The organism is Bacteroides sp. AF25-5LB, from assembly GCF_003602965.1.
GTDB lineage: Bacteria > Bacteroidota > Bacteroidia > Bacteroidales > Bacteroidaceae > Bacteroides > Bacteroides uniformis.
Window position 1 is genome coordinate 73,765 of sequence record NZ_QTMC01000005.1, and the last position, 24,619, is coordinate 98,383.

At 41.7% G+C, this 24,619-nt stretch carries 24 protein-coding genes; 17 read left to right on the forward strand and 7 right to left on the reverse strand.

Features of this window, described 5'->3' with window-relative positions; all coding sequences use genetic code 11:
* Positions 1-39 precede the first annotated feature (39 nt).
* The 5 genes from dapF to DWY57_RS07525 all read right to left on the reverse strand — a co-directional run bounded on the left by dapF (position 40) and on the right by DWY57_RS07525 (position 3,686).
* Complete coding sequence (dapF, locus tag DWY57_RS07505) at positions 40-891, reverse strand: diaminopimelate epimerase (protein WP_119961516.1); 852 nt, start codon at positions 889-891, stop codon at positions 40-42.
* A 339-nt stretch (positions 892-1,230) separates the two neighbouring features.
* Positions 1,231-1,995: a glycerophosphodiester phosphodiesterase family protein gene (locus DWY57_RS07510; protein WP_119961517.1), complete on the reverse strand. Its 765-nt coding sequence runs from the start codon at positions 1,993-1,995 to the stop codon at positions 1,231-1,233.
* Between the two features lie 59 nt (positions 1,996-2,054).
* A complete protein-coding gene (locus DWY57_RS07515) occupies positions 2,055-2,756 on the reverse strand; it encodes a Lin1244/Lin1753 domain-containing protein (protein WP_005827562.1) in 702 nt (233 codons plus the stop codon).
* Between the two features lie 24 nt (positions 2,757-2,780).
* The gene (locus DWY57_RS07520; RefSeq protein WP_044468832.1) at positions 2,781-3,146 is read right to left on the reverse strand and encodes an SH3 beta-barrel fold-containing protein; all 366 of its coding nucleotides are present in this window, start codon (positions 3,144-3,146) and stop codon (positions 2,781-2,783) included.
* Between the two features lie 180 nt (positions 3,147-3,326).
* Positions 3,327-3,686 (reverse strand): hypothetical protein, encoded by a 360-nt coding sequence (locus DWY57_RS07525; protein WP_044468833.1) that lies wholly within the window; start codon positions 3,684-3,686, stop codon positions 3,327-3,329.
* A gap of 621 nt (positions 3,687-4,307) precedes the next feature.
* Between DWY57_RS07525 and DWY57_RS07530 the strand changes: the two genes are divergently transcribed.
* The 17 genes from DWY57_RS07530 to DWY57_RS20865 all read left to right on the forward strand — a co-directional run bounded on the left by DWY57_RS07530 (position 4,308) and on the right by DWY57_RS20865 (position 21,407).
* Entirely contained in the window at positions 4,308-4,838 is a 531-nt protein-coding gene (locus DWY57_RS07530) for a UpxY family transcription antiterminator (RefSeq protein WP_119961518.1), read from the forward strand.
* 70 nt (positions 4,839-4,908) lie between these two features.
* Complete coding sequence (locus DWY57_RS07535; protein WP_008664390.1) at positions 4,909-5,394, forward strand: UpxZ family transcription anti-terminator antagonist; 486 nt, start codon at positions 4,909-4,911, stop codon at positions 5,392-5,394.
* Positions 5,395-5,467: 73 nt separating this feature from the next.
* Positions 5,468-7,024 (forward strand): ATP-binding protein, encoded by a 1,557-nt coding sequence (locus DWY57_RS07540; RefSeq protein WP_119961519.1) that lies wholly within the window; start codon positions 5,468-5,470, stop codon positions 7,022-7,024.
* A 162-nt stretch (positions 7,025-7,186) separates the two neighbouring features.
* Entirely contained in the window at positions 7,187-8,728 is a 1,542-nt protein-coding gene (locus DWY57_RS07545) for a hypothetical protein (protein ID WP_057254145.1), read from the forward strand.
* Positions 8,729-8,742: 14 nt separating this feature from the next.
* Complete coding sequence (locus tag DWY57_RS07550) at positions 8,743-9,975, forward strand: Coenzyme F420 hydrogenase/dehydrogenase, beta subunit C-terminal domain (protein WP_119961520.1); 1,233 nt, start codon at positions 8,743-8,745, stop codon at positions 9,973-9,975.
* Positions 9,972-11,123: a polysaccharide pyruvyl transferase family protein gene (locus DWY57_RS07555; RefSeq protein ID WP_119961588.1), complete on the forward strand. Its 1,152-nt coding sequence runs from the start codon at positions 9,972-9,974 to the stop codon at positions 11,121-11,123. The genes DWY57_RS07550 and DWY57_RS07555 overlap by 4 nt, the downstream gene beginning before the upstream one ends.
* A gap of 8 nt (positions 11,124-11,131) precedes the next feature.
* Positions 11,132-12,283, forward strand: a complete 1,152-nt coding sequence (gene wecB / locus DWY57_RS07560; protein ID WP_119961521.1) for a UDP-N-acetylglucosamine 2-epimerase (non-hydrolyzing) — start codon at positions 11,132-11,134, stop codon at positions 12,281-12,283.
* Positions 12,280-13,476, forward strand: coding sequence for a glycosyltransferase (locus DWY57_RS07565; RefSeq protein WP_120164390.1), 1,197 nt, complete (start codon positions 12,280-12,282; stop codon positions 13,474-13,476). Before wecB ends, DWY57_RS07565 begins: the two co-directional genes overlap by 4 nt.
* A gap of 5 nt (positions 13,477-13,481) precedes the next feature.
* Positions 13,482-14,603: an EpsG family protein gene (locus DWY57_RS07570; protein ID WP_119961523.1), complete on the forward strand. Its 1,122-nt coding sequence runs from the start codon at positions 13,482-13,484 to the stop codon at positions 14,601-14,603.
* 8 nt (positions 14,604-14,611) lie between these two features.
* The gene (locus DWY57_RS07575; RefSeq protein ID WP_057254135.1) at positions 14,612-15,571 is read left to right on the forward strand and encodes a glycosyltransferase family 2 protein; all 960 of its coding nucleotides are present in this window, start codon (positions 14,612-14,614) and stop codon (positions 15,569-15,571) included.
* Positions 15,572-15,582: 11 nt separating this feature from the next.
* Positions 15,583-16,404, forward strand: a complete 822-nt coding sequence (locus DWY57_RS07580) for a glycosyltransferase (RefSeq protein ID WP_119961524.1) — start codon at positions 15,583-15,585, stop codon at positions 16,402-16,404.
* 8 nt (positions 16,405-16,412) lie between these two features.
* Positions 16,413-17,498 carry a polysaccharide pyruvyl transferase family protein gene (locus tag DWY57_RS07585; RefSeq protein ID WP_057254132.1) on the forward strand — a complete coding sequence of 362 codons (1,086 nt, stop codon included), beginning with the start codon at positions 16,413-16,415 and terminating at the stop codon, positions 17,496-17,498.
* Complete coding sequence (locus DWY57_RS07590; RefSeq protein WP_057256478.1) at positions 17,495-18,715, forward strand: Coenzyme F420 hydrogenase/dehydrogenase, beta subunit C-terminal domain; 1,221 nt, start codon at positions 17,495-17,497, stop codon at positions 18,713-18,715. Before DWY57_RS07585 ends, DWY57_RS07590 begins: the two co-directional genes overlap by 4 nt.
* Positions 18,705-19,295 carry a sugar transferase gene (locus tag DWY57_RS07595; RefSeq protein WP_119961525.1) on the forward strand — a complete coding sequence of 197 codons (591 nt, stop codon included), beginning with the start codon at positions 18,705-18,707 and terminating at the stop codon, positions 19,293-19,295. Before DWY57_RS07590 ends, DWY57_RS07595 begins: the two co-directional genes overlap by 11 nt.
* Positions 19,296-19,364: 69 nt before the next feature.
* Positions 19,365-20,606 carry an aminotransferase class I/II-fold pyridoxal phosphate-dependent enzyme gene (locus DWY57_RS07600; RefSeq protein ID WP_119961526.1) on the forward strand — a complete coding sequence of 414 codons (1,242 nt, stop codon included), beginning with the start codon at positions 19,365-19,367 and terminating at the stop codon, positions 20,604-20,606.
* A gap of 164 nt (positions 20,607-20,770) precedes the next feature.
* Positions 20,771-21,274 carry an HU family DNA-binding protein gene (locus tag DWY57_RS07605; protein WP_005827604.1) on the forward strand — a complete coding sequence of 168 codons (504 nt, stop codon included), beginning with the start codon at positions 20,771-20,773 and terminating at the stop codon, positions 21,272-21,274.
* Between the two features lie 40 nt (positions 21,275-21,314).
* Positions 21,315-21,407: a smalltalk protein gene (locus DWY57_RS20865; RefSeq protein ID WP_005837261.1), complete on the forward strand. Its 93-nt coding sequence runs from the start codon at positions 21,315-21,317 to the stop codon at positions 21,405-21,407.
* A 68-nt stretch (positions 21,408-21,475) separates the two neighbouring features.
* On the opposite strand, the gene asnB is transcribed toward DWY57_RS20865, so the two are convergent.
* Positions 21,476-23,203, reverse strand: a complete 1,728-nt coding sequence (gene asnB, locus DWY57_RS07610) for an asparagine synthase B (RefSeq protein WP_119961527.1) — start codon at positions 23,201-23,203, stop codon at positions 21,476-21,478.
* A gap of 41 nt (positions 23,204-23,244) precedes the next feature.
* On the reverse strand, positions 23,245-24,603 hold the full coding sequence (locus tag DWY57_RS07615) for a glutamate synthase subunit beta (protein WP_119961589.1): 1,359 nt from the start codon (positions 24,601-24,603) through the stop codon (positions 23,245-23,247).
* Positions 24,604-24,619: the final 16 nt, after the last annotated feature.

Consider the following 24,619-nt stretch of genomic DNA (forward strand, 5'->3'; position numbering starts at 1 on the left):
ATTTTTAATGGATAGTGGATAATTCTTCATTTTCCATTATCAATTCTCAATTAATTCAATTTCTCCGTCGAATACTTTGGTGGCTTCCCCCGTCATCAGGACATGTCTGGTGGCGATGTCCCATCGGATGTTGAGTGAGCCTCCGTCCATGATGACGGTAGAATCTCTCCCTGCGTGTCCGGTGAGGAAGGCTGCCACGGCGGTGGCACAAGCTCCGGTTCCGCAGGCTTGGGTGATGCCCGAGCCTCGTTCCCAGACACGCATCCTTATTTTTCCTTCTCCCAATATCTGGGCAAATTCTACATTGATGCGTTCGGGGAAGAGAGGGTGATTCTCCAGTTTGGGACCGATGACTGTAAGGTCGATGGCTTCAATATCATTGACAAAGATTACCAGATGCGGGTTTCCCATGGATACGGTGGTCCCTACATATCGTTCTCCGTCCACTTCGATGGGCTGTTCTTTCATCGGTTTGGCTCCTTTGCCGTCGTAGTCTGCCGGTTCGTCGGCAGGTATGCCCATGTCTACGGTTACAGAGTTGACCTTTCCGTCTGCCAAGTGCAGGTTTAGCATCCTTATACCTGACAGTGTATCGAGTGCGATTTCTGTTTTGGAGGTCAGTCCGTAGTCAAAAAGATATTTTCCGATGCAGCGGCTTGCATTGCCGCACATCCGGGCCTCCGAGCCGTCTGCATTGAATATCCGCATGCTGAAATCGGCCTTGTTCGAAGAACCTATAAGTACCAGACCGTCACTTCCAATTCCCGTATGCGGTGCACTCCATGCCCTCGCAAGCTCTTCCGGATGGCTGATAGGATATTGGGTTGTATCTACATAAATGTAGTCGTTTCCGGCACCGTGCATCTTGGTGAATTTTATAGCTCTTGTCATTTTGTCCTTTATTGATTTGTTGATATATCCTTTTGTTTTATTTTAATGCAAATATACGACGTTTTGTTTTGTGATTAACTGTAAAGCATATCTATTTTCTATTATTTTTAGCGAAACTTTCATTCAATGAGAATATCTACTGTCATGCTTTCAATTTAAAAGCATATGGCTTTGTTTTTATATAAATTGTAATCCATGTGAAAGTTTAGTTTGATTCAAAATAAGAAAAAAGATTTTTTATAGGACTAATTGCTATCTTTTTGAAAATAATAAACCGCTCCATTGTGGACATAATGAAGCGGTTTGTTTGGTTTTTGTTTCTAAATGTATAAGGAACGGCTATTTTTTCTTTAAAATTTCTTCCAGCACTACCGGTTCATTGGTTGTGATGAAATCTACTCCTTGGCTGATAAGCCATTCCATGTCTTTGGCTTCGTTTACGGTCCAGGCGTTTACTTTCATGCCGAGGTCGTGGCATTCCTTTATCCATTCAGGATGTTTTTGGAAGACACTGAAGTGATAGTCGGGACCGGCACAACCCCATGCTTTCAGCTCCTTGGGGGTAAGGTCACCCTCCAGATAGTAAACGGGCGTACCTTTGGGTGCCAGACGGATAAATTCCTTGGTGGCATGTTTGGAGAAGGTAATATATTCCGTACGGTCCTCCAGTCCTTTGTTCTTTATCATTTTTACGATACCCTCTACGGCTCGTGTTTCCTGTTCGGGAGTCTTGTGGGCTTTCAGTTCGAGGATAAGGCGGGTTTTCAGGCTTTTGGCCTTGTCCAGATACTGTTGCAGGGTAGGGAGTTGTTCGCCGTTGTCCAGTTGTACGGCGGTGCATACCTTGGCTGTGGCATCTTGCATAGTTACGCCTTTAAAGGTGGCGTCATGATTGACAACCAGCTGATTGTCTGTGGTGAGCCAAACGTCGAACTCGGAGCCGTAGCAGTGGATAGAATCAGCCTTTACAAGTGCGGCAAGGGAGTTCTGGGCCGAGCCGTCCGTAGTCCAGAAACCACGGTGGGCAATGACTTCCTGGGCCTGGATAGTGCCGCATGCAGCAAAGAGCAGGGCGGAAGCAAAAAATAGTTTTTTCAGATTCATAATGATTAGGGTGTTTTGTTATGGACACAAAGATAAGTATTATATTTCTTTTATTAAATCTAACCTCTGAGTAATTTCAGTATGTACTTTCCGGGCATCACGATGCGGGCTTTCAGTTGGGGTGAGCTGTTCAACTCGTATAGGATTTTCCAGATTTTCCCTCCCAGTTTTCCAAAATCCGTCAGTCTCAGGATGGCATTCAGATCGTGTATGTCGGTTACTTTCTGCCTTGCCAGCTCTTCCATCAGGCCTTGGTAATTATGCGTCTGTCTGTTGAGCGTGTACTCCGGTGGAGTCAGAAGAATCTCCTCCTTCCTTCTTCCCGTCTCCCCTTGGGGAGATAGAGAGGGGTTTTCTTTATTCTCTTTATTTAGTTTATTTGCTAAAGCGCTGCTTGTCTTGGCATCCCTGATTCTCTGCTGGTTAACCAGTCCACCGCGACGTCCGGCCTCTTTTTTAGCTTCTTGTTGGGCGTCCCATGGCTCCATGCGGCGGCTTAGTCCGGGGGATGAGAAGCTTGTCTCGTTCACCTCGAACAGCGCATAGTCGTAGATGATTCGCTTCAGTGTGGCGGTTGTAACCCTTGCTTTTTGTGCCAGTATGGGAATCACTTTCAGGCTGGCTTTATATTCGTTCTGCAATCTGAGGAATTCGAGCACTGTCCAGTAAATACCATATCCTTTCATACCTTCTTCTTGTATCATGATCATTAATTTTAAGTTGCTGCCGGCATTGGCATCATGTAGTAAATAAGCCTCCATAGCTTTTGATATTGGTGTTTTTTATTAGTTTACTATCGGTCTCCACTCCATAAAATTCTCAATCAGAAAAGTCCGCCAGCCTTGTTGTTCCGCGTCCCAATAGGCTACGTGAGCTTTAATGCTTGTCACGTCATGTTTCTTTTTGAAGTCGTTTTCGTAGGAAACAAGGGTTCCTTTTCCCATGTAGAAGCTACCGTCCTGCTTTCGGTAGGCTATCAATGCATATCCGTATTGCATGTATTCCAGTAGGGAATTTATGCGCTGTGCCATCCATTGTACAGACTCCATGCTCAATGTCGTGTTTTCCGTAATCCGTTTTTCCCATAGTTTTTTTGTTTTTTCTGTTTTGGATACAAATTGCTCCTCAAATTCAGTTTTCTCTTTTCCCATTTTTTATGTTTTTAGGGTTATTAAATGTATGATAATCAGCAATGAAAAAGGGCTACTCCTTTCAGTACGGATGGCTACGCCCTTGCCTTGTTGAGGCTACACCATCCGACGAGAAAGGTGTAGCCCTTCTGTCCGGTTGCTGACGGGGGCAAAATTACTGCCTTTCCAGGTACTGAACTATCAGTGATTTATCCTTACATCATATCCGTATGGGTCAATCAGTGTGGTATCTTCCCGTTTTATGATGGCCCATACCTTCTCCAATTCGGTAATTATCGTACTGTAAGTCAAAGGCTTTTGCTCTCCTCTGGTTCTCTTTGTGAAGTTTTCGGAAGCAACGAATAGTTTGGCTATATCTGTAATTTTCTTGATATTTGTTCCTTCAAAATAGCCTGATTTAAAGGCTCTTAAGTAACCTACATAAACATGGGTCTGGTCTCCGTAGTAAACCCGTTCTGCCAATAGCTTTTCGTCCACTATGGAGCTGTGTTCCTTTACTTTCGTTGTTCTTAGCTTCTGTGTATCAGATTGATACGACATGCTTCTCTGCTCGTTACTGTTGAGATGCTTCTTTTTTTGAGTTCTTTCATTTGTGTAATTCTTCGTTCGTTTAACTGTTTTTTACTCTGGTTAAAAAATGTGAAAGTATAAAAAGTGTGGGAGAAATAAGGGAATTTTGGAGGGAAATGTGAAGGGTGAGTTGTAAATGGTTGATATATAAGATGATATGCTGTTTAAAAAACGTACGTTTAATGAACGCAAAGATAGAGACGTTTTTTGTAATGGCAAAATGTTTGATAGAAAAATGTTCCTAATAATAAATAATGATAAGTATATTGCATTGAATTTCAGTAGTATATACAATATATGTAATCAGTTAAAATCTTCTTATTTTTAGCTCTTTGAGTATGTCTTGTATAAGTTCGAAATAGCTGTTTTTTAAACGTACGATTAAAAAACGCTTTTTTGTTTCTAATGCGTTCGTTTATAGTCTCTTACCAAAAGGTAATGAACAACCGCAGAGAATTTGTTGACAAGAAGAGCATAGTGCTTGTCAAACTTCCCATAAAATGCTCGCAAGTGATTGAACTACAGTTCTGTAATGGTAGTTCAAAGCCCCCAAGGAATACCTTTTTCTAAGTAAAATCAGCAAGAATATAAATGGATAAAGAGACCGAAGTTTGGTTTGCCATGCGTGCCACATACCGCAGGGAGCTTGAAGTTATGCATCTTCTCGAAAAGGCAAATCTTGGCTGTTTCATTCCTATGCAATATAAGATAAGTATCTGTAGGGGCAGGAAAGTCCGTGCTTTGGTTCCCGTCATCCGTAATCTGGTTTTTGTCCACGCACGTCCTTCCGAAGTGCAGCGATTTAAGTCTCAAATTACTTATTTGCAATATATTACTGATACCCGTAGCGGTCAGAAAATAATCATTCCCGACCATGATATGCAGCGTTTCATAGCCGTCGCCGGTACCTACAATGACCATCTTCTCTATTTCCAACCCGAAGAACTGAATCTCTCCAAAGGTACGAAAGTTCGTATCACCGGTGGCGACTTCGAGGGTCAAGAAGGTGTTTTTCTAAAGGTAAAAGGTGCCCGTGATCGTCGTGTAGTGATTGCTATACAAGGTATCATTGCTGTTGCCATTGCGACCATCCATCCAGACCTCATCGAAGTAATCAAATAATCGTCGATAATCAATGATTAGTCATTGGTGATAGATAAATCATAACTCTGAAATCATAAATCAAAATAGCATGTCTCTTTTAGAAGAAGCACTCCTCCTTCAGCGTGCCGCGCACGATCTGATGTATTTGGGTATGGACGGCAGTCCTATCTATAGCGATGACTTGTCTCGTCGTAACAGCGAAGTCTATCGCTTGACCACAACTTTGTATAATTCCGGCACCTGGGGCACCACGGTGGAGGAGCAGGCAAATGTATGTCTTGCGCTCTTGAAGGGGTATAGTGCCTCGTTCATTGACCATGGTGAAAAACAGCAGCATGTGCAGGAGGTATTGAGGCGTTGCTGGGATACCCTTGATACCCTTCCTTCCTCTTTGTTGAAACTCCGTTTGCTTACGGCTTGTTATGGAGAGGTTTTCGATGAGCCTTTGGCTGACGAGGGCCGTTCTATCATTGCTTCCTGGAGTGTTGCATCACTGACTGCCGAGCAGCAGGAAGCAGTTGATGAGTTTCAGAATGTGGTGGATAATCCTTATCCATGGGAGGAAATGGAATAAAAATGTATAAATAGAATTTCTCTTTGAAGAAAAAACGTATATTTGCATATAGCTTCTAAAAAAGAGAAATGAGATGGAACAGATGCGTAAACTGCCGATTGGTATACAGACTTTTGAAAAGCTGCGTGAAGAAAATTATCTTTATGTAGACAAAACAGCAATGGTCTATAAGATAGCATCCAATTCCACTCCCTATTTTTTGAGCCGTCCTCGCCGTTTCGGTAAGAGTTTGCTTATATCTACCTTCGAAGCTTACTTTCAAGGACGTAAAGATTTGTTTCACGGACTTGCCATCGAAAAACTGGAAACCCGGTGGGAGGAATATCCTGTATTGCATCTGGACTTGAATGCCCGTAAATATGAAACAGCCGGAGATTTGGTAGCCATGCTTAATCAATATCTGGAAAAGTGGGAATTGAAATATGGTGCGGAAAAGCAGGAGCGTAGTCCCGAAGAGCGCTTTGCCTATGTGATAGAGCAGGCGTATGCCCAGACGGGTAAGCAAGTGGTAGTGTTGATTGATGAATATGATAAGCCTTTGCTTCAAGCTCTTTCGGATGAAAAGCTAACGGAAGAATATTGTCGGATATTGAAAGCCTTTTATGGGGTACTGAAAAGTGCTGACCGTTATCTCCGCTTTGTTTTTTTGACGGGTGTGACGAAGTTTGCGCAGATTAGCGTGTTCAGTGATTTAAATCAGTTGCAGGACATCAGTACATGGCCCGACTATTCTTCTTTATGTGGTATTACTAAGGAAGAACTGCTCACAACGTTTACTCTGGAGATAGAACGTTTGGGTGTTTCCAATGGGATGGACTTCGATACAACTTTGGAGCGGATGACGAAGCTGTATGACGGTTATCATTTTTACCCTCATTGTGAAGGGGTTTTTAATCCTTTCAGTGTGTTGAATGCATGCAAGTCGAAGATTTTGGATAATTTCTGGTTTCAGACCGGTACTCCTACCTATTTGGTAAATTTATTGAAAGAGAGTGATTATGATTTGCGCCTTCTGATTGAGGGAGTTGAAGTGACGGCTTCTGCCTTTTTTGAGTATCGTGCGGAAGTAAAGAATCCGCTTCCCATGATTTATCAAAGTGGTTATCTGACCATCAAAGACTACGATAGGGATGTTTTATTGTACACTTTGGGTTTTCCCAATGATGAGGTACGCTATGGTTTCTTGAATTTCTTGGTTCCTTATTATACAGGAGTGACTGATGATGAAACCGGTTTCCACATAGCCAAGTTTATGCGTGAACTCCGTTCCGGTGATGTGGATGCATTCATGGAACGCTTGAAAGTATTCTTTGCAGGCATTCCCTACGAACTGAGCAACAATACCGAACGCCACTATCAGGCCATCTTTTATGTCGTCTTCACTTTGCTGGGTCAATTCGTACAGGCGGAAGTGCGCAGTGCGCGTGGTCGTGCCGATGCCGTGGTGCAGACAAAAGATGCCGTTTACGTCTTTGAGTTCAAGCTGAACGGCAGTGCCGAAGATGCCTTGAAGCAAATTGATGAGAGAGGTTATCTGATTCCTTATGTGCTGGATGACAGGCGGCTGGTGAAAGTGGGGGTGAACTTCAGCAAGGAGACACGGAATGTGGAGAGGTATATTGTGGAATAACTCTTTAGCACTCATGCCTTGGCAAACTTCTTTTCCTATGAACAATAGGAATCCAAACTAATAATACTTAAAACTCAAGCCCTTTTTTGATATTCTTTATAGGAAAGCTGCCTTTGGGCGGTTTTCCATAGGAGGTACGTCTTTTTTGGACACTTACTACTTATGGATAATAAACAGACGGATAACAAGCGTATTGCAAAGAATACTCTAATGCTCTATATACGCATGATATTTGTTATGCTGGTCAGCCTGTATACATCACGTGTGGTGCTGGCTACATTGGGAATTGAAGATTATGGAATCTACAATGTGGTGGGTGGAGTAGTGGTGATGTTTGGTTTCCTTAATGGTGCAATGTCGGCCTCAACTTCGCGTTACATTACATTTGCATTAGGAAAGGGAGAATTGGGAGAGCAACTAAAGGTGTTCAATACCTCTCTCCAAATACATTTGATTATAGCGTTGCTCATTCTCCTATTGGCTGAAACTGTAGGTCTGTGGTTTTTACAAAGCAAGATGATTATTGCCGGAGATAGACAGTACGCTGCTTTTTGGGTTTACCAATGTTCGGTGCTGACCATGATGGCTTCCATAATAAATGTTCCCTTTAATGCTTCAATAATTGCCCATGAACGAATGTCGGTTTTCGCATATATATCCATATTCGAAGTAATTTCAAAATTGGGTATTGTGTATTTGTTGATGATTGTTCCGGTTGACAAGCTGATTTTCTATGCAGCGTTGCTTTTTGCTGTGCAGTTGCTGATGCAGTCTGTTTATATGCGTTATTGTGTACGCCATTTTGAGGAAGTGGAACTGAAAAAGATATGGAGCAAGCCGTTATTTACAGAAATGTTGGGCTTTGCAGGATGGAACCTTATGGGCAATTGTGCGGGAATTTTATCCACACAAGGGGTGAATATTCTGCTCAACATGTTTTTTGGTCCTGCAGTAAATGCGGCTCGTGGTGTTGCAGTGCAGGTGCAAGGGGCTGTATCCTACTTTTCCAGCAATTTCCAAATGGCACTGAATCCGCAGATTACCAAGAACTATGCAACAGGCGATTTGCAGGCTATGCACAATCTGGTATTAAGGAGTGCCCGTTTTTCATTTTTTCTGCTTTTCCTGCTTTCGTTACCAATCTATTTGATGACCCAAGAAATTCTGGAAGTTTGGCTTACGGAAGTTCCCGATTTTTCGGCAACATTTCTTCAACTCTCCTTGATGGCGGTTACGATTGATAGTATAGCCAATCCTTTGATGGTGGCTGCAGCAGCTACGGGTAATGTACGTCGGTATCAGACTGTGGTGGGAGGTGTCATTATGCTTGTTACTCCAATTGCTTATGTAGTCTTAAAGATGGGGGCTGATGCACCTTCGGTTTTTATTGTCAACTTATTAGTAATCATATTGTCCTTTATTACGCGTCTCTATATCATACGCTCTCTTATTCAATTAAATATCAACAGGTTTGTTTGCCAAGTAGGGAGAAGTGTGTTGTTGGTGCTACTCTTGGGAATCCCTATACCAGTTATACTTCGGCTATTGTTTCCCCCCACTTCGATAGTTCATGTAGTTATTTTAGGATTGTCTTGTATGGGTTCTGTGTGTATAGCTGTCTATACAGTAGGGCTTGAAGAGAATGAAAGGATATTTGTCCGTGGGAAAATAGCCGAACGCATTCGTTCTTTTAGAAGGGAATAATTAACAGTTTTGCTATGATTAAATTGGAAAAAAAATCAGACTGTTGCGGTTGTGCTGCTTGTGTACAACGTTGTCCCAAACAATGTATTTCCATGCAGGAAGATGAAGAGGGTTTTCTTTATCCTGCAGTGGATAAAGAGTCTTGCATAGATTGTGGGCTATGCGAGAAGGTCTGTCCAATACTTTCTCCTAGTAGCCCCCATCTTCCACATTATATTTATGCAGCAAAATCTAAGGATGAGCATATAAGGAAACATAGTTCTTCAGGTGGTGTGTTTACATTGTTAGCAGAGCAAACAATAAATGCCGGTGGAGTCGTTTTTGGTGCGCGTTTTGACGAAAAATGGGATGTTGTTCATGATTATTCTGAAACGTTAGAAGGACTGTCCGCCTTTCGTGGATCGAAGTATGTTCAGAGTAGCATAGGTCAATCATACAAACAAGTTGAAAGTTTTTTAAGAGGTGGACGTTTAGTCCTTTTTTCTGGTACCCCTTGTCAGATAGCAGGTTTAAAGCGTTTCTTAAGAAAAGATTATGAGAATTTGACAACGGTTGATTTCATTTGTCATGGCGTTCCCAGTCCAAAAGTTTGGCGAATGTATTTGAAGGAAACGGTCGCACGTCAGTGCGAAAAAAATACAGTTTCGCCTCACCCTATCTCTGGTAAAAATGCCCTCGTTGAGGGTATTTTGTTCAGAGATAAGTGTTTAGGATGGAAAAAATTCAGTTTTGCTCTCACCCTCTCCACTACCCTTGGGAGTGGAGAGAAAAATTCAGTTTTGCTCTCTGAACCTATAGATAAGAATATTTTTATGCGTGGTTTTATGAGTAACCTGTTTTTTCGTCCATCCTGCCATTTTTGTGCTTATAGAGAACTTCGTAGTGGTAGTGATATTACTTTGGCGGACTGTTGGGGGATACACCATGTTTATCCGGATTTTGATGATGATAAAGGCATAAGTTTATGTATTGTAAAGTCTGATAAGTTTAAAAATCTTTCATCTTCCTTGGAATGTTTACCTGTTGATTTGGATTTTGTTCGGCAATATAATCATAGCTGTTTCGAGTCGGATTCAATTCCTTTACATCGGCAGGCTTTCTTTAATGCTATTCAAGAGGATAAGGCTTGTAAATATATTCTTAAATATGCTACATATCCGGATAAGAGTATGCGGGCAATCATATCAAGAATGCTTGATAGAATAGGAATGAAGAATTTTATAAAAAAATGTATTGGGAAGATATGAAGAATGTATTATTGATAGGGATAGGCGGTGTCTACAATTACGGATGCGAGGCAATTGTACGAGGAACGGTAAATATATTGAAAACCATCAATCCGAATGTGCATATTAGCTACGCTTCTTATAATTATGAGGATGATGTGCGCAGATTGGCTGATTGTGATATACGTATTGTAAAACGTAAGCGAATAGGACGATGGAGCTGGCGTAATGTTCTGCGGAAATTGCTTTCTCATGTAAATATTTCTTATAAAATAGCTTATGATACTACTGATTGGTTAGCGAATTTTGATACGGTATTTTCAATAGGTGGAGATATCTATACCCTTTCTTCTACAGGCGCATATAATAGCACTCTTCCCAACTTTCTTGAACAATGTCAATCCAAAGGACTAAAATATGTGTTATGGGGTGCTTCCGTTGGTAAGTTTGAGAATAACCCAAGTGCTTTAGCTTTTTATAAAGAACATTTAAAGAAGATAGACTTAATTGTTGCTCGAGAATCCGTGACAGTGAATTATTTAAGATCTTTAGGTATAGATAACAATGTAATGCTGGCGCCTGATCCCGCTTTTTTTGTAGAGTCTCCTCGCATAGAAAAGAAATCAAATGATAAACTGACCATCGGAATAAATCTTAGTCCGTTGTCTGCTTTATATCATTATAAGAATATTGATACCGCTATAGGCAAGCAAGCAGAAACCATTTGTGGATTGGCAAAAGAATTGGACTGCAAATTCATTTTCCTGCCTCATGTGTTAGCTGCAAATCCTAATGATAATGACTTGTTATATTTAAGAGAAATAGCTGACATAGTGACAAATAAAGGATATGATGTGGATATTATTGATACAGACCCGGGGTTTATAGGATTGAAAAATAACTTAACACGATGTGATTTTGTAATAGCTGCCCGAATGCATTGTGCTGTTAATGCTATTACCATGCATGTACCTGTATTGTTGCTTTCATATAGCGAAAAGGCTAAAGGCATGGCCGAATATGTATATGGAACAAATAAAACGGTAATCTCGCTAACTGATTTTGAAAATTATCATAATGTTGCAGATATTGTCAAATGTTGGAATTACCGGTCTCGATTGGATGAAATACAGAAATTCCGTTTTGATTTATTACTACAGAAAATATAAATAGAATTATGAAAAAGATAATGCTTGTCTTCGGCACTCGCCCTGAGGCCATAAAGATGGCTCCTTTGGTGAAAGAATTCCAGAAACATCCGGAATCTTTCCAAACGATAGTATGTGTTACCGGTCAGCACCGTGAAATGCTGGACCAGGTGCTACAAATATTTGACATCCGTCCGGATTATGATTTGAATATCATGAGGCAGGGACAGGATTTGTACGACGTGACCTCTCGCGTATTGCTGGGTATGCGTAATGTGCTGAAAGAAGTGAAGCCCGATGTTGTCTTGGTGCACGGTGATACCACGACTTCCACTGCTGCGGCATTGGCTGCTTTCTATCAGCAGATATCCGTCGGACATGTGGAAGCCGGTTTGCGCACGCACAATATTTATAGTCCTTGGCCAGAGGAAATGAATCGTCAGATAACAGGGCGTATTGCCACTTATCATTTTGCACCTACGGCTTTGAGCAAGCAAAATCTGCTGGTGGAAGGTATTGATGACGCTTCTATTACAGTGACCGGAAATACCGTGATAGATGCACTGTACATGGTGGTGGAGAAAATAAAGCAGGACAAGGAACTGGATGCCGAACTGGATGCTGTGCTGAAAACAGCCGGTTATGATGTAGCTCGATTGGAAAACGGAAGGAAGCTGGTACTGATTACCGGCCATCGCCGTGAGAACTTTGGCGATGGCTTCATATCCATGTGCAAGGCTATCAAGGCTCTGACGGAGAAATATCCCGAAGTGGATTTCGTTTATCCGATGCACCTAAATCCCAATGTGCGGAAACCCATCCATGAGGTGTTTGGCAAAAATCTGTCCCACCTTGGCAACATGTTCTTCATCGAACCGTTAGAATACCTGAGCTTCGTTTATCTGATGGAAAAATCTACTATTGTGCTGACAGACAGTGGTGGTATCCAGGAAGAAGCTCCAGGACTTGGCAAACCTGTGCTCGTAATGCGCGACACCACAGAACGCCCTGAGGCCTTGGAAGCCGGTACGGTAAAACTCGTTGGTACTGACTATGATAGAATTATGAGTGAAGTATCTGCCCTGCTTGATGACCAGGCGCATTATGAGAAAATGAGTAAAGCCGTGAATCCATACGGAGATGGAATGGCGTGTGGTAGAATTGTAAATGTGTTGCAATGAATAAACGTATATTGATGATTGCACCTGCATCTATACCCCCTACAGTTGCTGAGGGTATAGTGAACTACAAGTTGATAAAGGTTCTATGCGAAGCAGGATATAAGGTAGATTTAATTTCAAGAATCCATAAAAATAAAGTATATCCTGTGGATTATATATCAATAGATGAAAATCTGTGTAAGATACATTATATCCCATCTGAAACAAAAATAACATTAGCGACAATATGGCAACACATTTGTGCCTACATGAAATTTGGGATAACGTATAGAGGTGCTCACTGGGCATATTTAGCTCTAAGAAAAGCATTGGCTTTGTTGGATGATAATATTTATGAATGTGTGCTAACAAAGAGTCTTCCAAGTGAATTGGTGGGTATTTACTTAAAAAAGTATAGAGGATTGAGATGGATACCAACTTGGAATGATCCTTATCCTGAGCAAAAATATCCATGGCCTTATGGGAAAGGAGTAAATGCACCTATGCCCATACTTTCAAAAATGTTAATTCCATCTATGGTCAGATATGCAGATGTTCATATTTTCCCTTCGTCGCGTCTAAGGGATTATATGATGAAATATTTAGTAGGGTTAAAAAAGGAGGCAACTATAGTTATTCCTCATATTGCAGAAGTTGTTCCAATTCATCCCTTTAATTTAGATACATTGAGAATAATTCATTCTGGTAATTTGTCTTATCCACGAGATCCAAAAACTTTTTTATGCGCTGTAGCTTCTTTCTTTCATAAATATCCCAATGCGAAAGTGAAAATTGATTTCTTGGGAATAAATAGGAGTGTTTCTGATTTGGTGAATGAGTTACGGTTGAAAGATATAGTCTCAGAATATCCTGCAATGCCCTATAATGATAGTCTTAAAATGGTGAAACAGTATGATGTCGCTGTTGTATTGGAAGCTGCATGTGAAGAAGGAATTTTCTTGCCGACAAAGGTTGGTGACTATATGCAATGTGGACTCAATATATGGTCTATTAGTCCTTCTCAAGGAGAATTGCATGATTTATATTTAGATGAAAAGATCTCTTATTTTTCAGATGTGGAAAATCAGGCTGACATAGAAACTACTTTAGAAGAAGTTTATAAAGATTTTCTTGAAAATAATTTAAAAAAGTTGTTTTTATGTGATGAATACTTATCCAAAAATGTTTTGCAGCAATATAGAAAAATATTATAAGAATAATGTTTATATATTTCTTTCTTCTAATATTATCGCTGTTAACACATTATATTCCGAAGGCACAGAAAACTACTGCCGAACTATTTATTGTATTAATTCTCGGCATATTCTTTTGCTCTGGTTATATGACAGGTTCAGATTGGAGAAATTATGAAATTTGTTATGAAGATGCTACATGGAACGCATTATTTAATCCTTCACGTTATTTAGAACCTGGTTATTATTTTTATATGTTATTGGCTAAATCTATTGGATTATCGTTTTGGCCGTTTTTTATAATCACTAAGTTTATTCTATATATAATAAATGTAAGGTATATATATAAATACACAAAAGAATATTTTCCGTTAGCTTTATCTTTTTTTCTATTTGTATTTGGATTATATCTATTTATAGATAATCCGATGAGAAATTTTATCGCTAATACCATTTATTTATATGCATTTCCATTAATATTTAAACGGAGATTTTTATCATACTGTGGATTAGTTCTATTGGCTACTTCATTTCATTATTCGTCTGTAATTTTACTTGTTTTTTATGGCATGTCTCATAAAATATCTACAAAAAATATCGTATTTGCTTATATTTGTGTAAATGTTTTATTTGTTTTTGATGCGTCGCTATTTATAGATTTTTTGTTAAAACTGGGTATTTTCGAACAAAAACTTCACTTTTACTTTCTTATGGAGAATGAGGCAGGTACAGGTACAACATTATCTTTCCGTCTTATCTTTTTTATTATCATATTCTGTTTCCTAATAAGATATAGGGAATATATTGAAAAACGACCATATGGGGTTATATTGTTTAATGGGGCCATTCTTTATCTGTTTATTTTTAGAGTGGCTTTGAGTTTTGGTATATTGTTTAGATATGGTTTCTTTTTTGCATTGCATTTTTCGATTGCAGTGTTTATGTTCTTACCTGTGTTGAAAACTCAAATGCGTGTAATGTATAAATTTGCTATTTTTCTACTAATATCCTACTCTACCTTTAGTATTATTAATTCAAATAAAGTGTATATCCCTTATACTAATTATTTCATGTATTTATTCAATGAAAAAATGCCTTCTTATCGTGAAAGGGATAGTTATAATTATAGGCCCAATATTTATTTATAAATAATTTTATGTCAATATTTGCGACAAATAGTTCCTTGGTTTCGATTATCATCCCCTGCTATAATGTAGCAGATTGTGTAGAAAGTACTATTATGTCGGTAATAAATCAGACCGACAGCCGATTTGAACTCATATTGGTAAACGATGGCTCTACTGATAACACAGCGAGTGTACTTAAATCGTTAAAGGATAAATATCCGATTATTAGATTATTTGATAAATCAAATGGTGGCGTTTCGTCTGCACGTAATGCAGGATTAGAAGTAGCGACAGCCCCTTATGTATTCTTTTTAGATGGCGATGATTATATTTGTCCAACTTTCATCGAAGAGATTGGAAATATTGTAAATGGACAGGATGTCATTGTAATTGGGTCGTTACAGGAAAAGAGTGAAAATAAAGTGCGGTATCACTTGAATAATCATTCTAAAGATTATCTTCACGATTATCTGAAGGGCACTATATATGTACATTTATCATCTTGTATTATAGCACGTTCTTTAATAAAAAAATACGTATTACATTTTGATGAACAAACTTATTATAGTGAAGATAGGGAGTTTGTAGTAAAATGTCTGTACTATGCCCAAAGGATAGATTGTATTCCCCGAATTTTATTTCGCTATAAATGGAGAAAAGAGTCGGCAATGAATAAACCGATATTTACGCAGCAGAAGCTAACTTCTATCTACGCATGGAAAAGAATTTATACATTGTTGGGAATTAATGGCGCATGTCAAAATCTGGCTTTAGTGCATGTTCAGATGTGTATTCTGCTTAATATGCGATACTATTTGCATTTGAAATGTAAGGATATAGAATTGTGGAACAAACTGGTAGCAAATTGGAAAATATTTAAATATAATCCACGTGTTTATTGGGGTAGGTATGCAATGCTTGTGCAGACTATGCGCTTTTTTAATTCCATCTCTCCTAAACTGATGTATTTTCTCTTAAAAAATTTTTAATTTAAAGATTTGTGAACACACCATTTTCCGTCTGTCTTTCGGTTTATAAGAATGACAACTTTGAATATGTACGTCAAGCCATTGATAGTGTGACGATAGGACAGACTTGTTCACCGTCTGAGATGGTAATTGTGATTGATGGACCAATTGGCCGGGAATTATCTGAAATCATTGACGGCTTTGAACAAGATGAATCGGTACATATCATAAGGTTGCCGAAAAATAATGGTTTGGGAAATGCCTTGCGTATCGCGGTAGAATATGCTAAATACGACTTAATAGCTCGTATGGATAGCGATGATATAGCTTTGCCCGATAGGTTTGAAAAGCAGCTCCGATGTTTCGAGGAAGATAAGGAACTGTCTATTGTTGGTGGCAGTATTACAGAATTTATAGATACACCTGATAACATAGTAGCAAGTAGGATTTGTCCTTCTACAGATAAGGAAATAAAGAAATTCATGAAATTTCGTTGTGGGTTCAATCACATGACAGTAATGTTCAAAAAAACGGATGTACTGAGAGCTGGTAATTATCAGGATTGGCATTTTAATGAAGATTATTACTTGTGGTTGAGGATGATGCAACATGGATGTAAGTTTAGAAACTTGGAGGATGTATTAGTTAATGTACGTGTAGGTAAGGATATGTATGCACGACGTGGTGGATGGAAATACTTTAAGAGTGAATATTTTCTTCAAAAATACATGTGGCAGCAACATATTATAGGATTATTCATTTTTTTATATAATGTTACAGGGAGGTTCGTGGTGGAAGTTATGATGACTAACTGTCTGCGAGCTTGGATATTTCAAAATTTGCTTAGGAAATAGAAATAATTATGGATATAGGTATAATAACTCACTATGATGTTCATAATCATGGGGCTTTATTGCAATTGAATGCATTATGTAAGGTGTTGAAAAAAATGGGGTATGAAGCAACTGCTTTAAGGTTTGAAAAGAACTATGATTTTCTAGGTATTGAACTGAAAGATAAATACAATATCTCATTGCGTTCTATTCCTTATTATTGTACTTATTTGGCTCAAAAAGGATTAGGAAGGACATGGTATAATGTACAAAAGAAACGTATTTTAGATAAATTCAAAATTCAAGAAGGGATTGTTGGAGAGTATTATACTCAATATAAATCTATGAAAGCGGTGATTATTGGGAGTGATGAGATTTTTGCTCTTCATACAGGTCCCACTCCGGTATTTTGGGGGTATGCTTTGCCGTCTGATAATGTTTTTGCTTATGCCGGATGCTTTGGTCCTACTACTATTACAGATATTCAGGCTAAACGTTGTGAAAGTTTTGTACGGGGTGGATTGGAGAATTTGACTGCTTTGTCTGTTCGTGACAGGAATTCTCATGATATTATTGAAAAATTGATAGGACAGGATGTTGAAATTGTTTGCGATCCGGTTTTGCTTTATGGGTATAAAGATGAATTGCAGACATTACCCAAAGTAGTTCAGAAACCCTATTTACTTGTATATGCCTATGATAATAATATGAATAATATACAAGAGGTACAGGCTATAAAGAAATATGCTAAAGCGCGTGGATTACAGATAGTTTCTCCAGGTTTTTATCATGATTGGTGTGATAAAAATATTAATGTGGACCCTGTTACATTACTTTCGTATTTTAGAGATGCTCAATGTGTGGTTACGGATACTTTTCATGGAAGTGTCATGTCTATTCTTGTCAATGCAGAATTGGCTGTAATATTACGTAATAATAGTAATAAATTGGGATATCTTTTGGAAGAATATACACTTTCAAAAAGAATTATTTCTGAGGATAGGGGATTAAATGAATTGTTTTCAGAAGAAATAGATTGGGAAAAAGTGAATGCGCATTTATTAAAAAAGCGTGAAAGTTCTATGGCATATTTGACTAATTGCTTATCTAAATGAATATAGTATCGAAAGATATATTACATCCATGCACCAGCTGTGGGGGATGTGCTGCTGTATGTCCAGCAAATGCGATTGTAATGGTTCTGAATGAGCAGGGGTTCTACCGTCCGGTATTAGATGTGGATAAATGTGTAGATTGTTCACTTTGTACTAAGGTTTGTTATAAATATGACGATGTCAAGCCATATAATATAGCAGAACATAAAGAAATCCTAATGTTAGCTTGCCAAGCAAGAGACAATGCAACACTGAATACTACTACTTCTGGTGGTATAGCATACCTGCTTGCAAAAGCTCTTTATAGACAAGGATATAAATGTATAGGTGTTGTTTATGACACATTAGATGATAGTGCCAAGCATGTATGTGCTGCTGATGAAAAGGATATTGAATATTTTAAGGGATCTAAGTATATTCAATCAATGACTTATCCTACATTTAAAAGAATGTTAGATAAAGAAGAAAAAAGGGAAAAAACTGTATTGTTTGGTACACCTTGTCAAATTTATGCTGTTGATAAATTCTTGAAAAGAATTAATAGACGAAACGATTTTTTGCTTGTTGATATTTATTGCCATGGATGCCCTTCTTTGAAAATTTGGCATAAATATGTGCAGGAAATAAAAAAACTAATAAAAAAGCCCAGATTTGATCATGTGAATTTTAGAAGCAAAATTAAAGGTTGGGGAAATTTTGTAGTAGAAGTGATAGTAGATGATTTGCAAGTATTTATAAGCGATAGGAAGAAGGATGAATTTTATCAACTTTTCTTTTCAAATCTGATGTTGAACGAAGCTTGTCACGACTGTGCTTTGAGGAGTACTCTTGAATATACAGATATTCGTTTAGGTGATTTCTGGGGAAAATGTTATGATACAGATATTAAAGGCGTGTCAGGAGTAACTCTGGTAACAGAAAGAGGAAAGCAAGCCTTTGATTTTATTCGGAAAGAAACTACTGTGAAAGAACATGATTGGACTGATTTCTTGCCATATCAATCTTGGAATGTAGACTATCAAATTGATAAAAAAATTAGAAATCATTTATTTGCGATGTTACCCGATAAATCTTTGAAGGAAATTCAGGATTATTATTTTGCCCATCAATCATTCTCTCAATTCATAAAAAGATATATAAAAAAAATTATATTCTTATTCTCGCCAAGGTTTATAAACCGGGTAAAGAAAATGTATCATCAAATCCATGTTTTTTAAATCTTTTTTTGACCGTGGAGCGGCGCTCTTCGGGCTAATCTTCTTGTCTCCTGTTTTAATAATAGTAGGTATTTTGATTCGTCTGAAAATGCCGGGCGGTCCTGTTATTTTCAAGCAACGGAGGGTGGGGCAGCACGGGAAGTTGTTTACGATGTATAAATTCCGTTCCATGACGGTAGGCCATTCGGCCAGTTCTATCTCCGTGAAGGGAGAGAGCCGCATTACACCGCTGGGAGCAAAGTTGCGCAAGTATAAGCTGGACGAATTACCGGAACTTTGGAATGTGCTGATAGGAGATATGAGCTTTGTAGGTCCTCGCCCGGATGTGCCGGGGTATGCTGATAAACTGGAAGGAGAGGATAGGAGGATGCTTCTATTGAAGCCGGGCATTACGGGGCCTGCCAGTTTAAAATACCGAAATGAAGAAGAACTGTTGGCGGAACAGGACGATCCTCAGAAGTATAATGATGAGGTCTTGTTCCCGGATAAAGTACGGATAAACATTGAATATTTGGATAATTGGTCTTTCTGGTATGACATTAAAATCATTATCTATACAGTACTTGGAAAGGATTTATAAAATCCTTTCTTTTCTTTTTATTCCTCATTATGTGAGGAAATCGAATCATTAGAATAATCACATATATTTATGGATAAAAGAATATATCTTTGCCTCGCCCACATGAGCGGCAAGGAGATGGGCTTCATACAAGAAGCCTTCGATACGAACTGGGTGGTTCCGCTCGGTCCGAATGTGAATGCCTTTGAGCAGGATTTGGAACGCTTCGTAGGGCAGAATAAAAAGGTGGTGGCTTTGAGTGCGGGCACTGCGGCTGTACATCTGGCCCTGCTTGCTTGCGGAGTTAGTCAGGGTGATGAAGTGATAGTACAGAGCTTCACTTTTTGTGCCTCTTCCCATCCGGTGGCCTACCTCGGTGCCACTCCGGTATTCGTGGATTCTGAGGCTGATACATGGAATATGGACCCGGTTCTTCTGGAGCAGGCTATCAGGGAGCGTATCGACAAGACCGGCCGAAAGCCCAAAGCGATTGTTCCGGTGGCTTTGTATGGGATGCCCTATAAGATAGACCAAATCATGTCGGTGGCAGATAAATATGATATTCCGGTCATAGAGGATGCCGCCGAAGGTTTTGGAAGCAAGTTTGACGGGCAAGTCCTCGGAACTTTTGGCAAATATGGTGTGCTTTCTTTCAATGGCAACAAGATGATAACCACCAGCGGTGGCGGTGCTTTGATTTGCCCTGATGAAGAGTCCAAACGTGAGATAATGTTCTATGCTACCCAGGCCCGTGAGTCCTATCCCTACTACCAGCATGAGCGTATAGGCTATAATTATAGGATGAGTAACATTTGTGCGGGAATCGGCCGCGGTCAGATGACGGTGGTGGATGAGCATATAGCACACCATAAGCATCTGTGCGGTCTGTATCGTAAGTTGTTGGCCGATGTGGAGGGAATCACGCTTCATGAGAATCCTTCCGGACGTTATGACAGCAATTATTGGCTGAACACGGTACTGCTTGACGGGAATCTGCATGTAAGAGGTGAGGAGGATGTCTACCGTGAGACAGTGAAAGGTGCCGTTGGTGGTGCCGCGGGTGTTACTCATGAGTCAGTTAGTGCCCATACTTCTTGTGAGCCTAACCGTAATGTAGAGGCCATGCGTGTTTGCTTGGATAAAGCCGGTATCGAGAGCCGTCCCTTATGGAAGCCCATGCATCTCCAGCCGGTTTATACGGCTAATCCTGCCTATGTGAATGGTGTCAGTGAGGGCTTGTTCAAACGTGGTCTTTGTTTGCCGAGTGGTCCTTATGTGACGGATGAGGATGTGAGATACATAGTAGATGAAATGAAGAAGTGTATATTGTAGAGATGCTCTTTGTTGATTTATAACACTTTATCACTTTTCTCAGAAAAACTACTCCCAAGCACCTTTTTTCTTTGGCTACATAGTTTTTAATCCTCACCTTTGCATCGTTGATCAACGAAACGTGTGAATAGGAAAACGAATTTAAATCTCTAAAGAAAAAAAGTATGAGTGTAATTTTCAGGACGGTGGAGAGACCGTCGGACCCCAGGGTTGAAAACTCTCCCAAGAAGTATTATCCGCAGTTGGTGACATTGGGGCAAAGCGTGGATTTGGCGTTTATTGCACAGAAGATGCAGGACCGCTCTTCTCTGTCTATCGGTGACATCAAGAGTACGATGCAGAACTTTGTGGAAAAGCTGAAAGAGCAGTTGCTGGAAGGAAAGACGGTTAATATAGCCGGGCTGGGTGTCTTTATACTGGCAGCCAAATCGAAAGGTGAGGAAAAGGCTGATGACGTGACAGCCAAGAGTGTGGAGAGCGTCCGTATCTGTTTTCAGGCGAATAGGGAACTGAAGATATCGAAGGCTGCTACCCGCGCTGGAGAAAGGCTGGATTTGGTGAGTTTGGATGATTATCTTAAGGGGAAGACTTCTACAGATGGCGGCTCCGGTTCGGAAGGAGGAGGCTCGGATTCGGATGGAGACCAAGGTGAGAATCCACTGGGATAACGGTAGCTATGAATTATTAATCAGATAATGGATAATCTTTATGAAGAAAACGTGGAATGTGATTTTGAAACTTATTATTGCCGTAGCGAGTGCTGTGGCAGGTGTGATTGGCGGACAGACAATGATGTTTTAGTCCGATAGGATTTGATAAATAAAAAATGAGAAGAGCTGCTGGCAGGAAATCTGTCGGCAGCTCTTTTTTTAATCCTTGTATGCTTCTTCGTGTACCCCCGCTACTGCTCGTCCGCTGGGGTCGTTCTTTCCTTGGAAAGAGGCGTCCCATGCCAGCGCTTCGGCGGTGGAGCATGCCACACTGGGTACGCTGGGAACACTCCGGGCTGCGCTTTCACTGGGGAAATGCTCTTCGAAGATGGTGCGATAGTAATATTCTTCCTTGTTTTGCGGGGTATGTACTGGGAAGCGTTCGGCGGCATGTGCCATCTGTTCGTCGCTGACGGCAGCGGCAGTGACGGCTTTCAGCGTATCAATCCAACTGTAGCCCACACCGTCGGAGAACTGTTCTTTCTGCCGCCAGGCAACGCTCTGAGGGAGCATGTCGGCAAAGGCTTCGCGGGTTACTTTCTTTTCTATCTCCTTGCCGGGGCACATCTTGACTGCTGGATTGATGCGCATGGCAACATCCAGGAATTCTTTGTCGAGGAAGGGGACACGTCCTTCCACTCCCCAGGCTGCAAGGCTTTTGTTGGCACGGAGGCAGTCGTATAGATGCAGTTTGGAGAGCTTGCGCACGGTTTCTTCGTGAAAGGCTTGCGGTGTGGGCGCCTTGTGGAAGTAAAGGTAACCGCCGAACACCTCGTCTGCACCTTCGCCGCTGAGTACCATCTTGATGCCCATGCTTTTGATGACACGCGCCAGCAGATACATGGGGGTGGAGGCGCGGACAGTGGTTATGTCGTAAGTCTCAATGAAATAGATGACGTCGCGGACAGCATCGAGGCCTTCCTGAATGGTATAGTTTATCTCGTGATGCACGGTACCGATATGACGGGCCACTTCGCGGGCTTTAATCAAGTCGGGAGCACCCTTCAAGCCGACGGCGAAGGAATGGAGCTGCGGCCACCAGGCATCTGCCTTGTTGTCTGTCTCGATGCGTTTGGCGGCATATTTCTTGGCGATGGCAGAGATGACGGAAGAATCGAGTCCGCCACTGAGCAGGACACCGTAGGGGACGTCGGACATCAACTGGCGCTGTACGGCGGCTTCGAGGGCATCGTGCACGGCAGTGACTTGTGTGCTGTAGGCTGTCCGGCCTATCGAAGCCGGCGCGGCATTGCGTTCGGCGGCAGGAGTGTAGTTGTCCTTCACAGCGGCATAGTCCATCCAGTCGCGGGTGTACCAGCGGTGCATCTTGCCCTCGCGCCCACGGTAGTAGTGGCCGGGAAGGAAAGGCTCGTACTCGTCGCAGAAACCCTCAAGGGCTTTCAGCTCACTGCCGAAGTAGATGTGTCCATCCTTGTCGCGTCCTATATAAAGGGGGATTACGCCGATGGGGTCGCGGGCGATGAGGTAATCGTCCGTTTCTTCATCATAGAGGGCGAAGGCGAAGATGCCGTTCAGCTCTTCAAGGAAGCGGACGCCTTTGTCTTTGTAAAGGGCAAGGATGACTTCGCAGTCGGAACCGGTCTGGAAGGCGTATTTTCCGGCATAGCGGGCACGGATGTCGCGATGGTTGTAAATCTCGCCATTGACGGCAAGCACCTGTTTGCGGTCGGGTGAATATAAGGGTTGTCCACCGGATTCCGGGTCGACAATGGAGAGGCGTTCGTGGGCGAGGATGGCGGAGCCGCCTACGTAGATACCACTCCAGTCCGGTCCGCGATGACGGATTTTCTGCGCCATCCGTAGCGCTTTGTTTCTCAACTTAGGAGTTTGAGACTGTATGTTGAAGATTCCTGCTATTCCACACATGAGAATTAAAAATTAAAGGTTAAAAATTAAAGAAAGGAAAATCATTTCTTGTTTTCTTTTAGAGGTTCGAGGTAACGGTCTATCTCTGTTGCCACTCGTCGTCCGTCGGCCAAGGCACGTACCACGAGGCTGGCGCCGTGGGCGGCATCGCCTGCCACGAATACGTTCTCTGCAAACTTCGGTTGCTCGGGCTTGAGGAAACCCATGGCAAGAAGCACCATATCGGCTTCGATGACCTCTTTCTTGCCCGTAGGTTTCATGGTGGGACGGCCACCGTCTGTTGTCGGAAGCCACTCCACTTCTTCCACTTCCACACCGCATACCTTGCCATTCTTCCCGATGAACCGGGTAGAGGCGAGGGACCATTGACGGGTACAGCCTTCTTCGTGGCTGCTGGTGGTTTTCAGTACGACGGGCCATTGCGGCCAGGGAGTATCCGGGTTGTGTCCTATGGGCGGTTGGGGCATAATTTCAATCTGGGTTACGCTGACGGCTCCCTGGCGGATGCTGGTGCCTATACAGTCGGACCCGGTATCGCCACCGCCGATGACGAGTACCCGTTTGCCGCGGGCGTTGACGAGTTGGTCTTTCGGGAAGGTGTCTCCATCCAGAATATGGTTCTGCTGTGCCAGCATGTCGAGGGCAAAGTAGATGCCTTTCAGCTCCCGGCCCGGAATGGAGAGGTCGCGGGCGGTGGGCGTACCGGTACAAATGGCGTAAGCATCGAATCCGGCGGGCAGTTTCTGCACATCGACATGGACTCCCATCTCGAACAAGATTCCTTCGGCCTCGAGGATTTTCATGCGGCGGTCGATGACGGCTTTGTCCAGTTTGAAGTTGGGGATGCCATAGCGCAGCAGTCCTCCCGGCATCGGTTTGCTGTCGAATAGGGTAACTTCGTAACCTTTGGCGTTCAGCTGTACGGCGACACTCAATCCGGCAGGGCCGGCGCCGATGACGGCTACCTTCTTTCCGTTACGTTCGGGCTTGCACGGTGTGATGTAACCCTCGCGAAAGGCAGCTTCGGCAATGGCGGCTTCGTTCTCGCGGATAGTGACCGGTTCGTTGCACGAGAGTTTCAGTACGCACGACTTCTCGCAAAGTGCAGGGCAGATGCGTCCCGTAAATTCCGGAAAATCATTCGTACTGTTCAGTATTTGATAGGCTTCGCGCCATTTGCCCCGGTAGAGCGCGTCTTGGAATTCCGGGTCTTTATTGCCCAGCGGACATGCCCAGTGGCAGAAGGGTACGCCGCAGTCCATACAGCGCGAGGCCTGGAGCTTGCGGTCGTGGCTGTTCAGTGTCTGTTCCACTTGGCTGAAGTCTGTGATACGTTCGTGTATCGGACGGTAACCCGCCTCTTGGCGGGGGATATTGAGGAATGCTTTTGGATCTCCCATGATGAACAAATTAAAA

Excerpts from the sequence above, each read along its gene's own strand:
- DWY57_RS07585 (WP_057254132.1), top strand. The coding sequence starts at position 16,413 with ATGGATATAGGTATAATAACTCACTATGATGTTCATAATCATGGGGCT.
- DWY57_RS07550 (WP_119961520.1), top strand. The coding sequence starts at position 8,743 with ATGATTAAATTGGAAAAAAAATCAGACTGTTGCGGTTGTGCTGCTTGT.
- DWY57_RS07600 (WP_119961526.1), top strand. The coding sequence starts at position 19,365 with ATGGATAAAAGAATATATCTTTGCCTCGCCCACATGAGCGGCAAGGAG.
- DWY57_RS07525 (WP_044468833.1), bottom strand. The coding sequence starts at position 3,686 with ATGTCGTATCAATCTGATACACAGAAGCTAAGAACAACGAAAGTAAAG.
- DWY57_RS07555 (WP_119961588.1), top strand. The coding sequence starts at position 9,972 with ATGAAGAATGTATTATTGATAGGGATAGGCGGTGTCTACAATTACGGA.
- DWY57_RS07515 (WP_005827562.1), bottom strand. The coding sequence starts at position 2,756 with ATGGAGGCTTATTTACTACATGATGCCAATGCCGGCAGCAACTTAAAA.
- DWY57_RS07595 (WP_119961525.1), top strand. The coding sequence starts at position 18,705 with ATGTTTTTTAAATCTTTTTTTGACCGTGGAGCGGCGCTCTTCGGGCTA.
- DWY57_RS07605 (WP_005827604.1), top strand. The coding sequence starts at position 20,771 with ATGAGTGTAATTTTCAGGACGGTGGAGAGACCGTCGGACCCCAGGGTT.
- DWY57_RS07510 (WP_119961517.1), bottom strand. The coding sequence starts at position 1,995 with ATGAATCTGAAAAAACTATTTTTTGCTTCCGCCCTGCTCTTTGCTGCA.
- DWY57_RS07530 (WP_119961518.1), top strand. The coding sequence starts at position 4,308 with ATGGATAAAGAGACCGAAGTTTGGTTTGCCATGCGTGCCACATACCGC.
- DWY57_RS07535 (WP_008664390.1), top strand. The coding sequence starts at position 4,909 with ATGTCTCTTTTAGAAGAAGCACTCCTCCTTCAGCGTGCCGCGCACGAT.
- DWY57_RS07570 (WP_119961523.1), top strand. The coding sequence starts at position 13,482 with ATGTTTATATATTTCTTTCTTCTAATATTATCGCTGTTAACACATTAT.
- DWY57_RS07590 (WP_057256478.1), top strand. The coding sequence starts at position 17,495 with ATGAATATAGTATCGAAAGATATATTACATCCATGCACCAGCTGTGGG.
- asnB (WP_119961527.1), bottom strand. The coding sequence starts at position 23,203 with ATGTGTGGAATAGCAGGAATCTTCAACATACAGTCTCAAACTCCTAAG.
- dapF (WP_119961516.1), bottom strand. The coding sequence starts at position 891 with ATGACAAGAGCTATAAAATTCACCAAGATGCACGGTGCCGGAAACGAC.
- DWY57_RS07520 (WP_044468832.1), bottom strand. The coding sequence starts at position 3,146 with ATGGGAAAAGAGAAAACTGAATTTGAGGAGCAATTTGTATCCAAAACA.
- DWY57_RS07615 (WP_119961589.1), bottom strand. The coding sequence starts at position 24,603 with ATGGGAGATCCAAAAGCATTCCTCAATATCCCCCGCCAAGAGGCGGGT.
- DWY57_RS07540 (WP_119961519.1), top strand. The coding sequence starts at position 5,468 with ATGGAACAGATGCGTAAACTGCCGATTGGTATACAGACTTTTGAAAAG.
- DWY57_RS07565 (WP_120164390.1), top strand. The coding sequence starts at position 12,280 with ATGAATAAACGTATATTGATGATTGCACCTGCATCTATACCCCCTACA.
- wecB (WP_119961521.1), top strand. The coding sequence starts at position 11,132 with ATGAAAAAGATAATGCTTGTCTTCGGCACTCGCCCTGAGGCCATAAAG.
- DWY57_RS07575 (WP_057254135.1), top strand. The coding sequence starts at position 14,612 with ATGTCAATATTTGCGACAAATAGTTCCTTGGTTTCGATTATCATCCCC.
- DWY57_RS20865 (WP_005837261.1), top strand. The coding sequence starts at position 21,315 with ATGAAGAAAACGTGGAATGTGATTTTGAAACTTATTATTGCCGTAGCG.
- DWY57_RS07545 (WP_057254145.1), top strand. The coding sequence starts at position 7,187 with ATGGATAATAAACAGACGGATAACAAGCGTATTGCAAAGAATACTCTA.